Genomic DNA, 12,733 nt, shown 5'->3' with positions numbered 1-12,733 from the left:
TGGTGGATGGGGTTCGGTGGACGCAAAAAAGAGAACAGCGACACCCCAGCGCTGGTGCGCTGCGGGTGTCGCTGTTCTCTGAGGTCTGGAGCGACTGCCGTCCTCGGGCGGACGGCCGATCTGCAGTTGTGCGTTCCGGTACGGGCGATATGCCGGATACGACGTGAACCGTACCCCACCGGATCGGGAAACGACAACTCAGGTGGCGTGGATGCCGGAGGCGTGCATAATGATCTGGCTCGGAATGTGAACGTGCACATGGGCGTGCCACGGCCCCGGGCAGGAAACGAGTAGCAATGGCGTCGACGCGGGCACAGCAACCGCGGTCGCCCAGCATCCGCGACGTCGCGCGGGTTGCCGGTGTGTCCCACCAGACGGTGTCTCGGGTGCTCAACAACTCGGACGCGATCCGGGCCGAGACCCGCGACCGTGTCCTCGCGGCGATGGAGCAGCTGCAGTACCGGCCGAACCGTGCCGCACGGGCGCTGGTCACCAGCCGGACGCGGACGATCGGTGTGCTCACCGCGCAGCGCTCGCACTACGGGCCTGCCGTGACGATGCAGGCGATCGAGGACGCCGCGGTCAGCCGCGGGTACTCCGTGACGACGGCGAACATCGCCGAGCCGACCGACACCGCCGTCCGCGACGGCCTCGGGCACCTGCTCGACCAGGACGTCGAGGGGATCGTGGTCATCGCGCCGCAGCAGCGGGTGTTCGACCTCATCGAGGAGCTCGGGATCCGGACGCCGTACGTCACGATGCGCTCGAGCGTCGGCGAGGACCCGACCGCGCTCTGGGTCGACCAGATGGAGGGCGCCCGGCTCGCGACGGCGCACCTGCTCGACCTCGGGCACGAGTACGTCCGGCACATCGCCGGACCGCAGGACTGGATCGAGGCGGACGCCCGGATGCAGGGCTTCCTGCGCGAGATGTCCGACCGCGACATGCCCGTCGTCCCGCCGATCCTGGGCGACTGGTCCGCCGACTTCGGGTACCACGCCGGCCGGGAGCTCCTGCGCTGGCGGGACTGCACCGCGATCTTCTGCTCGAACGACGCGATGGCGCTCGGGGTGGTGCACGCCGCACGCTCGTACGGCCTCGACGTCCCCGGGGACCTGTCGGTGGTCGGTTACGACGACATCCCCGAGGCGAAGCACTTCTGGCCGCCGCTCACGACCGTGCAGGTGGACTTCGCCGAACTCGGCCGACGGTGCGTGGACCTGCTCCTGCCCGGCGACGACGATGCCGTCCTGCGGCCGATCGACATCGTGCCCCAGCTCGTGGTGCGCGGCTCCACGGGCGCCCCGCGCAAGCGCTGAGCGCCGCGCGGGCGCGCGCCGCGGCGTGCCGCGCCGTGCCGCCCTTCGTGAGCAGAAATGGTCGGGTCGGGCAACGCGACCCGACCATTTCTGCTCACGAAGCGGGGCGGGCGCGGCCCCGCGGGGTGGGCGCGGGCGTGCGCGGACGGGAGGCGCGGGGCGGCGCCGACCCGCGCCTCCAGGCCGTCATCGACCCACCCGGGTACCCCAACGCGGGGGACGTGCGGTGCCCGGTTCCGCCAGATCACGCGGCCCGTTACACAAACGCGACCAAACCGAATTGACAGGCGCGCCGATCGCGTGCGTAGTATTACCTCCGTTCCGCCGATGTGAACGGTCACATGACCGTCACGACGCGGGACTCCGGACGCGACAACGAAGTCCACACAGGCCTCCTGTGCCCTTCGTCGCCGCTCGCAGAACCACCCGAAGGACTGCCGCATCGCAGCGGCAGAAGGAGATGCACCGTGGCGTCAACCCCGATCGACACCGGCCTCGAGACCCGGTCGATCACCGCACCCGAGACGATCCTCGAGATGCGCTCGATCACCAAGGAGTTCCCTGGTGTGAAGGCGCTGTCCGACGTCTCGCTCAGCGTCCGTGCCGGCGAGATCCACGCGATCTGCGGCGAGAACGGCGCCGGCAAGTCGACCCTCATGAAGGTCCTGTCCGGCGTCTACCCGTACGGCACCTACGACGGCGAGATCGTCTTCGAGGGCGAAGAGGTCCGGTTCAAGGACATCAAGCAGTCCGAGCAGTCCGGCATCGTGATCATCCACCAGGAGCTCGCGCTGATCCCGGAGCTCTCGATCACCGAGAACCTGTTCCTCGGCAACGAGCCGGGCAAGTTCGGCGTCATCGACTGGACGAGCGCCCAGCTCCGTGCACAGGACCTGCTCGCCCGCGTCGGCCTCGCCGACGACCCGGACACGCAGATCAAGAACATCGGCGTCGGCAAGCAGCAGCTCGTCGAGATCGCCAAGGCCCTGCACAAGGACGTCAAGCTCCTCATCCTCGACGAGCCGACCGCGGCGCTCAACGAGAACGACTCGCAGCACCTCCTCGACCTCATCGTCGGGCTGAAGGCCAAGGGCATCTCGAGCATCATCATCAGCCACAAGCTGAACGAGATCGAGCAGATCGCCGACGAGATCACGATCATCCGCGACGGCAAGACCATCGAGACGCTGAACGTCAAGGGCGACGGCGTCAACGAGGACCGCATCATCCGCGGCATGGTCGGCCGGTCGCTCGAGAGCCGCTTCCCGGACCGCACCCCGAAGATCGGTGAGACGTTCTTCGAGGTCCGCGACTGGACCGTCCAGCACCCGCTCGACTCCTCGCGGCTGGTCTGCAAGGGCTCGAACTTCCACGTCAAGCGCGGCGAGATCGTCGGCTTCGCGGGTCTGATGGGCGCCGGCCGCACCGAGCTCGCGATGAGCATCTTCGGCCGCTCCTACGGCACGTGGCTCGGCGGGCAGATCATCAAGGACGGCGAGGAGATCAAGGTCACCAACGTCCAGCAGGCGATCGAGCACGGCATCGGCTACGTCTCCGAGGACCGCAAGGCGCTCGGCCTCAACCTGCTCGACACGGTCAAGCGATCCACCGTCGCGGCCGACCTGCAGAAGATCTCGAAGGCCGGCGTCGTGGACTCCCTCGAGGAGTACAACGTCGCCGAGAAGTACCGGAAGCTGCTCCGCACGAAGGTGCCGACCGTCGAGGAGAACGTCGGCAAGCTCTCCGGCGGCAACCAGCAGAAGGTCGTCCTGTCGAAGTGGATGTTCACCGACCCGGACATCCTCATCCTCGACGAACCGACCCGCGGCATCGACGTGGGCGCCAAGTTCGAGATCTACGGCATCATCCAGCAGCTCGCAGCCGAGGGGAAGGGCATCATCCTCATCTCCTCCGAGCTCCCCGAACTCCTCGGCCTCTCCGACCGGATCTACACGATCTTCGAGGGCCAGATCACGGCCGACATCCCCTCGGAACAGGCCGATCCAGAAACGCTCATGCGCAGCATGACCTCCGCGCGGAAGGGCGCTCTCGTCTCATGAAGAACCTGAAACTGCTGTTCGGCAAGGGCAACAGCATCGGCCAGTACGGCATGATCATCGCGTTGATCGCGATCGTGATCTTCTTCTCGATCACGACCAAGGGCCTGATCCTCGAGCCGACGAACGTCATCAACCTGTTCCTGCAGTACTCCTACATCCTCATCCTCGCGTTGGGGATGGTGATGGTGATCATCGCCGGCCACATCGACCTGTCGGTCGGTTCGGTCGCGGCGTTCGTCGGCATCATCGTCGCGCAGTCGATGTCCGTGTGGCACTGGCCGGCATGGGCCGCGATCATCCTCGGCCTGGCCGTCGGCGCCCTCGTCGGTGCCTGGCAGGGCTTCTGGGTGGCGTTCGTCCGGGTCCCCGCGTTCATCGTGACGCTCGCCGGGCAGCTCATCTTCCGCGGTGCGAACCAGATCATCGGCCAGTCGACCTCGGTGCCGACCCCGGACTCGTACAACGCCATCGGCGCCGGCTACCTCGGCGACTTCGGCCCGGACTTCGGGTACTCGAACGGCACGCTGCTCATCGGTCTGGCCACGATCATCGCCCTGATCGTCATCGAGGCCCGCGGCCGCTCCCGCCGCAAGAAGATGCAGGCCGAGGTCCCGCCGCTGTGGGTGTCGATCGTCCGCACGGGCGTCCTCGTCGCCGTCACGCTCGTCGCGACCTACCTGTTCGGCGCCGGCCCCGTCGGTACCTCGATCCCGATCGTCGCGATCATCCTCGGTGTCCTCACGATCATCTACGGCTTCATCACGAAGAACACGATCTTCGGTCGCCAGGTCTACGCGGTCGGCGGCAACGCGAGCGCGGCGGTGCTCTCCGGTGTCAGCGCCCGCAAGGTCAACTTCTTCGTCATGGCGAACATGTCCGTGCTCGCCGCGGTCGCCGGCATGGTGTTCGTCGGCTACTCGAACGCCTCGGGTCCGGCTGACGGCACCGGCTGGGAGCTCGACGCGATCGCCGCCGTGTTCGTCGGTGGTGCCGCGGTCGCGGGTGGCATCGGCACGATCTCCGGGTCGATCATCGGTGGCCTCGTGATGGCGCTCCTGTCGAACGGCCTCCAGCTCATGGGCATCGAGTCGAACAAGGTGCAGATCATCCGTGGTCTCGTCCTCCTCGTCGCGGTCGCCTTCGACGTCTACTCGAAGTCCCAGGGCCGCCCGTCACTCATCGGCGGCATGATGCGGCAGTTCCAGAAGAAGGACACCGAGCAGAACACGGTGGCAGCCCAGCAGCCGCAGTCCATCCAGGACCAGCCGGACAAGGTCAACACCCAGTAAAGACGTGGCGCCCCGGGCTCCCGGGGCGCTCGAACCCCTCACCACAGCACCACCCCTCAACGAAGAGAAAGCACTCACATGCGCAAGAAGCTCATCGCCGGCATCGGCCTGGCGCTCGTCGCGGGCCTCGCCCTCAGCGGCTGCTCGGCTCGCGGCACCTCCGGCTCGGACTCGGGCTCGAGCACCGAGATCAAGAAGGGCGACCTCATCGGTGTCGCCCTGCCGGCCAAGACCTCGCAGAACTGGGTGCTCGCGGGCGCCGCGTTCGAGAAGTCGATCGAGGACGCCGGCTTCAAGGCCGACATCCAGTACGCCAACGCCGGCAACCCCGTCCCGGACCAGCAGTCGCAGATCTCGGGCATGGTCACCAAGGGCGCCAAGGTCGTCATCATCGGTGCCGCCGACGGTTCGCAGCTCGGCTCGCAGGTCAAGGCCGCCAAGGCGAAGGGCGTCACCGTCATCGCCTGGGACCGCAACATCCTGAACACCAAGAACGTCGACTACTACGTGGCGTTCAACAACTACAAGGTCGGCCAGCTGCAGGCGCAGGCACTCCTCGACGGTCTCAAGGCCGAGAAGGGTGACGGCCCCTACAACATCGAGCTCTTCGCCGGTTCGGCGGACGACGCGAACGCCACCGTGTTCTTCAACGGTGCGATGAACGTCCTCGAGCCGAAGATCAAGGACGGCACCGTCAAGGTCACGTCCGGCCAGGAGACCTTCCAGAAGGTCCAGACCAAGGGCTGGCTCGCGCAGAACGCCCAGTCCCGCATGACGGACCTCCTGTCGCAGTACTACTCGGGTGACACCAAGCTCGACGGCGTCCTGTCGCCGAACGACACCCTCGCCCGTGCGATCCTGACCGCGACGAAGGCCGCCGGCAAGCCGAACCCGGTCGTCACCGGCCAGGACTCGGAGACCGCGTCGATCCCGCTCATCATGCAGGGCACGCAGTACTCGACGATCTACAAGAACACCACCGAGGAGGCCCAGGCCGCCATCGACCTGGTGTCCGACCTCTCGAAGGGCAACAAGCCCGACACCAAGATCGACAAGACGAACAACTACAACGGCGTCAAGACGGTCCCGGCGATCGAGCTCACCCCGGTCCTCGTGACCAAGGAGAACGCGGTCGAGGCCTACAAGGGCAACGACACCCTCGAGGCACTCGCCAAGAAGGGCTGATCTCCCCGATCACACGACGACGGCCCCGTCTCGCTCCGGCGAGACGGGGCCGTCCCGCGTTCTCGGCGGGGGCACGGCCGGACGGGAGGCGCGGTCCGGGGCCGACCCGCGCCTCCCGTCCGTCACTGCGTCAGGTCCACTGCCCCTGCCGCGCCCCGACGGTCACCGCGCGCTGCGTGCGCGGCGCGCAGGCGGTGGACCGCCTCGCAGAGCGAGGGCACGTCCACCCGGGCCGTCCCGAAGACGACGGCCGGCGTCGTGTCGAAGTACCGCCGGGTGAGGCGTTCGCCGAGGAGCGACACCCGCGACCACGGGATGCTCGGCTCGGTCGACGTCACCGCGCTCGGGAGCATCCGGACCGCCTCGCCGATCTCGACCAGTCGCATCCGGACCGCGTCGTACACGAGGCCTTCCGGCAGTGCGTCGTCGTCGACGTACGCACGGATCACCCCGCACGCACGGATCACGTCGTCGAGCCGGTCCCCGACGTCGCGGCTCACAGTGGCACCGCGTCCCGGACGGCGTCGGCGCCCATGCCGGCGGCGTCCACCACGTCCACCCGCACGCCGAGGAGCTGCTCCGCCTCGTCCTGGATCCGCATGAGCGCGAAGATGCCGAGCCCGGGATCGAGGTCCACCATCAGGTCGACGTCGCTCGCCGGGCCGTCCTCGCCCCGGGCCACGCTGCCGAAGAGCCGGGGGTTGCGGCCACCGAGGCGCTGCACGATCGCGACGAGTTCCCGCCGTGCGGCCATCACCCGTTCGCGGAGGGGCGGCGGTTCCTCGACGGGGTGCAGGTCGATCGCGGCCGTGAACCCCGCTGCGAGCAGGAGCCGCTGCAGTGCGGCGAGGGACGGCTCGCGGCGTCCGTTCTCGTAGGTGCTGATGACGCTCTGCGTGACGCCGGCGCGGTCGGCGAGCTGCACCTGGGTGAGTTCGGCGCGGAGGCGAGCGTCCCGGATGAGCCCGGCTGCCGACACTGGCGGCGCGGGTCGTGGGAGTACTGCGGACATGCGGCCACGATACACAGAATGCGACATTTCTTTACGCACATCCTGCGGTTCGGAGTGCCGCGTCCAGAAGATTGCGACGGGCGATATCGCGGGCCGCGTTATGCCGAATACAAGTTTTTCCATTCGACGTCCGCTTTGCTTGTACGATCACGCCATGGACGTCGTGCGAGGCCTCGAGTTGCTCGAGACAGTTGTGCCCGACCTGGACCTCTCCGTCCGTGCGACCTCGTCACGGACCGCCACTCTGACGTCTCGGCAGGGACTCCGCCACGTGCTCATCCGGGCGCTCGACACCCCTCCGACCCCGGCGCGCGTGATGCGTGAGCTGGGCACTCTCGGCCGAGGCGCGATGGCGGCTGAAGCGCTGCTGTACGTCGTTCCACGATCGACCGCCTCCCTCCGCGCGATCGCGCTCGCTGACCCGCGGGTGATCGTCGCGGCCGTCGACCAAGGTGCCGTACTGATCGACGGCACCGAGTGGTCGCGGACGCCCGTTCCGGCCCCGGTGCGTGGCTCACGCGGCCGCACGCCCTGGGGACGGTTCGCGCTGATGCGAGCGCTCGTGCGCACCGGCGCTCCGCGAACACAGTCCGAACTCGCGAGCGAGACGGGCGTCACCCAGCAGGCGATCGCGCTCGCCCTGCCCGCGTTGCACAGCCTCGGCGTGGAGCGAACGGCCGGAGGATGGGTCGGTCGTGATGCCTCAGCACTGTGGGACGAGTTCCTGTCGACGTACCCGGGCCCGTCGGGGGTACGCCGACGCTGGACGAGCGTGGCCGCGCTCGACCTCCAGCGGCAGCGGGCAGTCGAGGCAGCGCGCTCCGAGTCACGTCCGGTGCTCGTCTCCGGCGACTCGGCCGCCGACACCCTCGCGCCGGTTCGTCGCCCGGTCGTCGCGGTCCTCTACAGCGAGGCCGACCTCGACCTCGCGGCACGCTTCACCACGGCACCACCCGGTGACGAGACGCTCGCGGTGGTCGTCCCCGCAGATCCCACCGTCTTCGCGACCGCTCGAGCCTGGGACCCGCACGGCGCACCGACGCTCACGGATCCGCTGGTCACGGCTTGGGAGGTCGCCAACTCCCGGGGTCCCGACCGCGACGACGCGGTCTTGGCACTGCGCCGCGTCACGCTCGACGGGCGGGACGAACGGTGATCCGTGTGAGCGTGGTGGTCCCGTGCACCTCGGTCGCCGACGAACTCGCTTTCGCCTCGCTCGGTGACGCAGTACGCGCGATCGCCGATCGCAGCGCCGCGCGCATCGTCGGAGGCCACATGGTCGGACTGCTCCTGACAGCGTTCCCGGTCGACGGACTCGCGGCGCGGCGGACCGTCGACGCTGACGCGGGCGTGAGCACTGAGATCGCGGCCCGCGGTGACGTGGTCGACAGGCTGCTCGCCGACGGGTACCGGGCAACCGCCGGAAACCGGTTCGAGCGGGACGGCCGAACGATCGACCTGCTCGTGGAGTCGCTCGACGGACGCTTTCGCCCACGGCACCTCGGCGGGCGGCACTTCGACGCGAGTCCCGGCCTCGACGTCGTCCTCGCACAGGACCCGATCGAGGTCGACACGACCGTGGTCGACACCCACGGTCGCGAAGAGCGCTTCGTGGTCCGGGTCCCGACCGTCGAGATGGCGACGATCCTCAAGACGTACGCCTGGGCTTCGCGCCGCTCCACGAAGGACCTCGCAGACCTCGGGCACCTGCTGGAGATCCGTCATGCACACGGTGCCGACGCCGTCGGCGGGTGGGCCCTCGACACCGAACCGGTGAGCGGGCGCCGGCTGGACACCGCACGAACCCTCCGGAGCATCAGGCCGGCCGATGCACGATTCGCGGACTCCGGGATCGCCGGGCCACGCTTCGTCGCGCTGATCAGGGAGTACATCGCGGTGGTCTGACGTCCGACGTCCACCCGGGTGCCGGTCAGGAGCGGCGGGAGACGTCCGTCCGCAGGAAGTTCTGCGCCGAGCGGGACGGCGTCGGACCGCGCTGCCCCTGGTACCGCGACTGGTACTCGGCGGAGCCGTACGGCTTGTCGGCGGGGCTCGACAGCTGGAAGAAGCAGAGCTGGCCGATCTTCATGCCCGGCCAGAGCTTGATCGGCAGGGTCGCCACGTTCGAGAGCTCGAGGGTGACGTGCCCGGAGAAGCCCGGGTCGATGAAGCCCGCCGTGGAGTGGGTCAGGAGCCCGAGGCGCCCGAGCGAGCTCTTGCCCTCGAGCCGTGCCGCGATGTCGTCGGGCAGCGTGACGACCTCGTACGTCGAGCCGAGCACGAACTCCCCCGGGTGCAGGACGAACGCCTCGTCCGGGTCGGTCTCGACCAGCCGGGTGAGATCGGGCTGGTCGACCGCCGGGTCGATGTGCGGGTACTTGTGGTTGTCGAACAACCGGAAGAACTTGTCGAGCCGGACGTCGATGCTCGACGGCTGGACGAGCGAGGCGTCGTACGGGTCGAGGCCGATCCGGCCCTCGGCCAGCTGGGCGGTGATGTCGCGGTCGGAGAGCAGCACGCGACGAGCCTAGCGGCAGCGGAACGGCACCGGTAAGCTGCGAGGCTGCCCAGCGTCGGGCGGCGTCACACGGCCAGGAGGAACCGACATGACCGCGTACACCGTGCACGAACTCGACGTGCCCGCCACCATGGACGACGACGCCGCGACGGTGCAGGCCTTCCGCGACTGGGTCCGCGTGCAGAACGCAGCCGAGGTCGCCGTCACCGGGTTGCCCGAGATCCTCTGGACGCCCGAGGAACAGCTGCCGTACCTGCTCGACCCCGAGGCACCGAGCCGCCTCTTCGTCGTGCGCGATCCCGACGGCGACGTCGTGGCGGCCGGCTCCTACGACACCAAGCAGGCACCGGGGACCCCGAACTGCTGGATCGCGGTCGCCGTTGCGCCGGACCACCAGCGGCGGGGCATCGGCACGCTGCTGGCCGAGCACCTCGAGGGCATCGCCCGCGACGACGGTCGCACCCAGTGGAAGACGTACGCGGTGTCACGGCAGGTCGGACCGACGTCCGGACCGGGGTACCTCGTCCCGCCCACCGGCCACGGCGCCGTGCCCGAGGACGAAGCCGGCGCACGGTTCCTCACCGGGCGCGGCTGGCGATTCGGACAGGTCAACCGGATCAGTCGCCTGGCGCTGCCGGCCGACCACTCCGTGGTGCGCGAGCTCCACGACCGGGCAGCGGCCGCCGCCGGACCCGACTACCGGGTGCACGCGTGGGCCGGGCCGACGCCGGAGCAGTGGCTCGACGGCATCGCGCTGCTCGAGACCCGGATGAGCACCGACGCTCCCGAGGGTGACATGGAGGAGCCGGAGGACGTCTGGACGCGCGAGCGCCTGCAGGAGCACGAGGCGCAGCTGCAACGCTCGCCGCGCACGATGGTCACGGTCGCGGTCGAACACCTCCCGACGACCACCTTGGCCGGTTTCACGCAGCTGGCGGTGCCGGACGCGGTGCACCAGCCGGTCATGCAGGGCGACACCCTCGTGCTGCGGGAGCACCGCGGGCACCGGCTCGGATGGCTGCTCAAGGTGGCCGGGATCGAACGCGTCGAGCAGGACTTCCCGGGGCGACCCTCGATCATCACGTTCAACGCCGAGGAGAACCGCCCGATGCTCGACGTCAACGAAGCGGTCGGGTTCGTGGGCGTCGGGAGCGAGGGCATCTGGGAGCGCCGCGTCTGACGTCGTGACCTGAGGCGGGCCGCAGCCGGTGCGCGCGACGCACGCCGCGCCTCCAGGCCCACACGCCTACGATTGGACGGTCATGACCGTCACGTCACCCGAAACCCAGCCAGGAGGCGCGGCGCCGGAATCGGCGCCCGTCACCGCGCGCACGTCCACCGTCGCGACGGTCCTCGTCGTCGCCGTCCCGCTCGCGGTGGCGTGCTCGATCCTCGGGATGACGCTCACCGGCGCCTTCACCGCGAACCAGCAACTGGTGTCCGCCGGCGACCTCGTCGAGTACGGGCTGCCCGTCGCGCGCGTGGTGCACGACACCATGGCGGCGCTGACGATCGGCCTGCTCGTCGTCGCGGCGTTCGCGCTCCCGGCGCAGAAGAAGGACCACCGGGCGATGTCGAGCGTGCAGCACCGCGCCGCGCGCTGGGCGGCCGCGACGGGTTCGGTGTGGTTCCTCGCGGCCGTGGTGAGCATCGTGCTGACGGGGGCGAACACCCTCGGCGTCCCGCTGACGAACCCGGTGTTCGCGCGGAACTTCACCCTCTTCGCGTTCCAGGTCGAGATCGGGCAGGCGCTCGTGGTGTCGGCCGTGGCGATCCTCGTCGCGACCGTGGTCGCCGCGTTCGCCACCCGGGTGACGACGCTCGCGGTGGCGACGGTCGCCGGGCTGTTCGCGCTGCTGCCGCTCGCCCTGTCCGGGCACGCTGCCGGGTCGCTCGAGCACGCCAACGCGGTGAACTCGCTCGCGGTCCACCTCGTCGCCGTCTGCGTCTGGGCCGGTGGCCTCGTCGCCGTGCTCGTCCTGCGCACCCGGACGAAGGGCGCCACCGGGCGGGTCGTGTCGCGGTACTCGACGCTCGCGGGGTGGGCGTTCGCCGCGGTCGCGTTCTCGGGCATCGTGAACGCGTCGCTCCGCCTGACCGGCCCGCTCGACCTGTTCACGACGACCTACGGGTGGCTCATCACCGTCAAGGCCGCCATCCTCGTGCTGCTCGGGCTCGCCGGGGTCGTCCAGCGGCGGCGGCTCGTGCCGGGGCTCCTCCGCGCGCCCCTCGACCGCCGGGTGTTCGTGCGGTTCGCCCTCGCCGAGATCGTGTTCATGGCGATCGCCATCGGGGTCTCCGTCGCCGTCTCCCGCTCGCAGCCGCCGATCCCGCAGACGCCGGAGACCGGGGACGACACCCGCTCCGGACTCATCGGGTTCCCGTACCCGCCCGCACAGACCGTGCAGACCTACCTGACCCAGTGGCACATCGACTGGGTGTGGCTGGCGCTCGCGGTCGTCGGGGCCGGCTGGTACCTGCTCGCCGTCCGGAAGCTCCGGAAGCGCGGCGACAAGTGGCCCGTCGGACGCACGATCGCATGGCTGCTCGGGTGCGCGCTGTTCATCTGGACGACCTCGGCGGGGCCGGCGGTCTACGGGATGATCCACTTCTCGTCGCACATGCTCCAGCACATGCTGCTGATGATGTTCGTGCCGCTGCCGCTCGTGCTCGGCGGGCCGGTGCTGCTCGCGCTGCGGACCCTGCCGGTGCGGAACGACGGCTCGCGTGGGGCGCGTGAGTGGCTCATGCTCTTCACGCACTCGCGGTACATGCAGTTCCTCGCGAAGCCGGCCGTCGCCGGGGTGATCTTCGCCGGGTCCCTCGTCGTGTTCTACTTCACGCCCGCGTACGAGTACGCCATGCAGTCGCACGAGTGGCACGTGGCGATGATCGTGCACTTCGTGTTCAGCGGGTACCTGTTCTTCTGGGTGTTCGTCGGCGTCGACCCGGGCCCGAAGCGACCGCAGTACCCGATCCTCATCATCGCCCTGCTCGCGACCCTGGCGTTCCACGCGTTCTTCGGGGTCGCGGTGATGACGTCGGAGTCGGTCTTCGCGATCGACTGGTTCCACGCGCTCGGGCAGACGAACGACGCCGCACTCCTGGCCGACCAGCACACCGGCGGCGGGATCGCGTGGGGTGCGTCCGAGCTGCCGATGGTGTTCGTCGCGCTGCTCGTCGTGCGCAACTGGGTCAGGTCGGACACCCGTGACGCGAAGCGCCTCGACCGCAAGGCGGAGCGGGACGGGGACGCGGACCTCAAGGCGTACAACGAGCGCCTCGCCGCGATGCACGACCGCGACTGACGGGAACAGGACCGCGCACCGTGCGAGGTCGCACGGTGCGCG

Annotated in this window: 11 protein-coding genes; 8 read left to right on the top strand and 3 right to left on the bottom strand. The window is 69.4% G+C overall.

What is annotated here, in order from left to right:
• Positions 1-296 precede the first annotated feature (296 nt).
• From BIV01_RS15440 to BIV01_RS15425, 4 genes are all read left to right on the top strand, one after another.
• A complete protein-coding gene (locus BIV01_RS15440) occupies positions 297-1,319 on the top strand; it encodes a LacI family DNA-binding transcriptional regulator (RefSeq protein WP_070417111.1) in 1,023 nt (340 codons plus the stop codon).
• Between the two features lie 536 nt (positions 1,320-1,855).
• A complete protein-coding gene (mmsA, locus tag BIV01_RS15435) occupies positions 1,856-3,379 on the top strand; it encodes a multiple monosaccharide ABC transporter ATP-binding protein (protein ID WP_175473765.1) in 1,524 nt (507 codons plus the stop codon).
• On the top strand, positions 3,376-4,668 hold the full coding sequence (mmsB, locus tag BIV01_RS15430) for a multiple monosaccharide ABC transporter permease (RefSeq protein ID WP_070417112.1): 1,293 nt from the start codon (positions 3,376-3,378) through the stop codon (positions 4,666-4,668). Before mmsA ends, mmsB begins: the two co-directional genes overlap by 4 nt.
• Before the next feature lie 78 nt (positions 4,669-4,746).
• The gene (locus BIV01_RS15425) at positions 4,747-5,853 is read left to right on the top strand and encodes a substrate-binding domain-containing protein (RefSeq protein ID WP_070417113.1); all 1,107 of its coding nucleotides are present in this window, start codon (positions 4,747-4,749) and stop codon (positions 5,851-5,853) included.
• A 122-nt stretch (positions 5,854-5,975) separates the two neighbouring features.
• Here BIV01_RS15425 and BIV01_RS15420 read toward each other — a convergent pair whose 3' ends face one another.
• Entirely contained in the window at positions 5,976-6,353 is a 378-nt protein-coding gene (locus BIV01_RS15420) for a HepT-like ribonuclease domain-containing protein (protein ID WP_070417114.1), read from the bottom strand.
• A complete protein-coding gene (locus BIV01_RS15415) occupies positions 6,350-6,865 on the bottom strand; it encodes an XRE family transcriptional regulator (RefSeq protein ID WP_083403123.1) in 516 nt (171 codons plus the stop codon). The genes BIV01_RS15420 and BIV01_RS15415 overlap by 4 nt, the downstream gene beginning before the upstream one ends.
• Between BIV01_RS15415 and BIV01_RS15410 the strand changes: the two genes are divergently transcribed.
• The gene (locus tag BIV01_RS15410; protein ID WP_139199448.1) at positions 6,864-8,021 is read left to right on the top strand and encodes a hypothetical protein; all 1,158 of its coding nucleotides are present in this window, start codon (positions 6,864-6,866) and stop codon (positions 8,019-8,021) included. The two genes, BIV01_RS15415 and BIV01_RS15410, sit on opposite strands and share 2 nt — an antisense overlap.
• A gap of 194 nt (positions 8,022-8,215) precedes the next feature.
• Complete coding sequence (locus BIV01_RS15405) at positions 8,216-8,770, top strand: hypothetical protein (RefSeq protein ID WP_139199446.1); 555 nt, start codon at positions 8,216-8,218, stop codon at positions 8,768-8,770.
• A 25-nt stretch (positions 8,771-8,795) separates the two neighbouring features.
• Here the strand turns inward: BIV01_RS15405 and dcd are convergent, their stop codons facing one another.
• Positions 8,796-9,383, bottom strand: a complete 588-nt coding sequence (dcd, locus tag BIV01_RS15400) for a dCTP deaminase (RefSeq protein ID WP_070417116.1) — start codon at positions 9,381-9,383, stop codon at positions 8,796-8,798.
• A gap of 88 nt (positions 9,384-9,471) precedes the next feature.
• Here dcd and BIV01_RS15395 point away from each other — a divergent pair, with 88 nt between their 5' ends.
• Together BIV01_RS15395 and BIV01_RS15390 are read left to right on the top strand one after the other, a co-directional pair.
• Positions 9,472-10,563: a GNAT family N-acetyltransferase gene (locus tag BIV01_RS15395; RefSeq protein ID WP_071303419.1), complete on the top strand. Its 1,092-nt coding sequence runs from the start codon at positions 9,472-9,474 to the stop codon at positions 10,561-10,563.
• Positions 10,564-10,645: 82 nt separating this feature from the next.
• A complete protein-coding gene (locus tag BIV01_RS15390; protein WP_070417118.1) occupies positions 10,646-12,691 on the top strand; it encodes a cytochrome c oxidase assembly protein in 2,046 nt (681 codons plus the stop codon).
• Positions 12,692-12,733 lie beyond the last annotated feature (42 nt).

It is taken from the genome of Curtobacterium sp. MCBA15_013 (assembly GCF_001865095.1).
Lineage (GTDB): Bacteria > Actinomycetota > Actinomycetes > Actinomycetales > Microbacteriaceae > Curtobacterium.
The sequence above is the reverse complement of the archived record's forward strand: the minus strand, read 5'-3'. Positions and strand labels throughout refer to the sequence as shown.

Excerpts from the sequence above, each read along its gene's own strand:
- BIV01_RS15395 (WP_071303419.1), top strand. The coding sequence starts at position 9,472 with ATGACCGCGTACACCGTGCACGAACTCGACGTGCCCGCCACCATGGAC.
- mmsB (WP_070417112.1), top strand. The coding sequence starts at position 3,376 with ATGAAGAACCTGAAACTGCTGTTCGGCAAGGGCAACAGCATCGGCCAG.
- BIV01_RS15415 (WP_083403123.1), bottom strand. The coding sequence starts at position 6,865 with ATGTCCGCAGTACTCCCACGACCCGCGCCGCCAGTGTCGGCAGCCGGG.
- BIV01_RS15425 (WP_070417113.1), top strand. The coding sequence starts at position 4,747 with ATGCGCAAGAAGCTCATCGCCGGCATCGGCCTGGCGCTCGTCGCGGGC.
- BIV01_RS15440 (WP_070417111.1), top strand. The coding sequence starts at position 297 with ATGGCGTCGACGCGGGCACAGCAACCGCGGTCGCCCAGCATCCGCGAC.
- BIV01_RS15410 (WP_139199448.1), top strand. The coding sequence starts at position 6,864 with ATGCGGCCACGATACACAGAATGCGACATTTCTTTACGCACATCCTGC.
- BIV01_RS15390 (WP_070417118.1), top strand. The coding sequence starts at position 10,646 with ATGACCGTCACGTCACCCGAAACCCAGCCAGGAGGCGCGGCGCCGGAA.
- mmsA (WP_175473765.1), top strand. The coding sequence starts at position 1,856 with ATGCGCTCGATCACCAAGGAGTTCCCTGGTGTGAAGGCGCTGTCCGAC.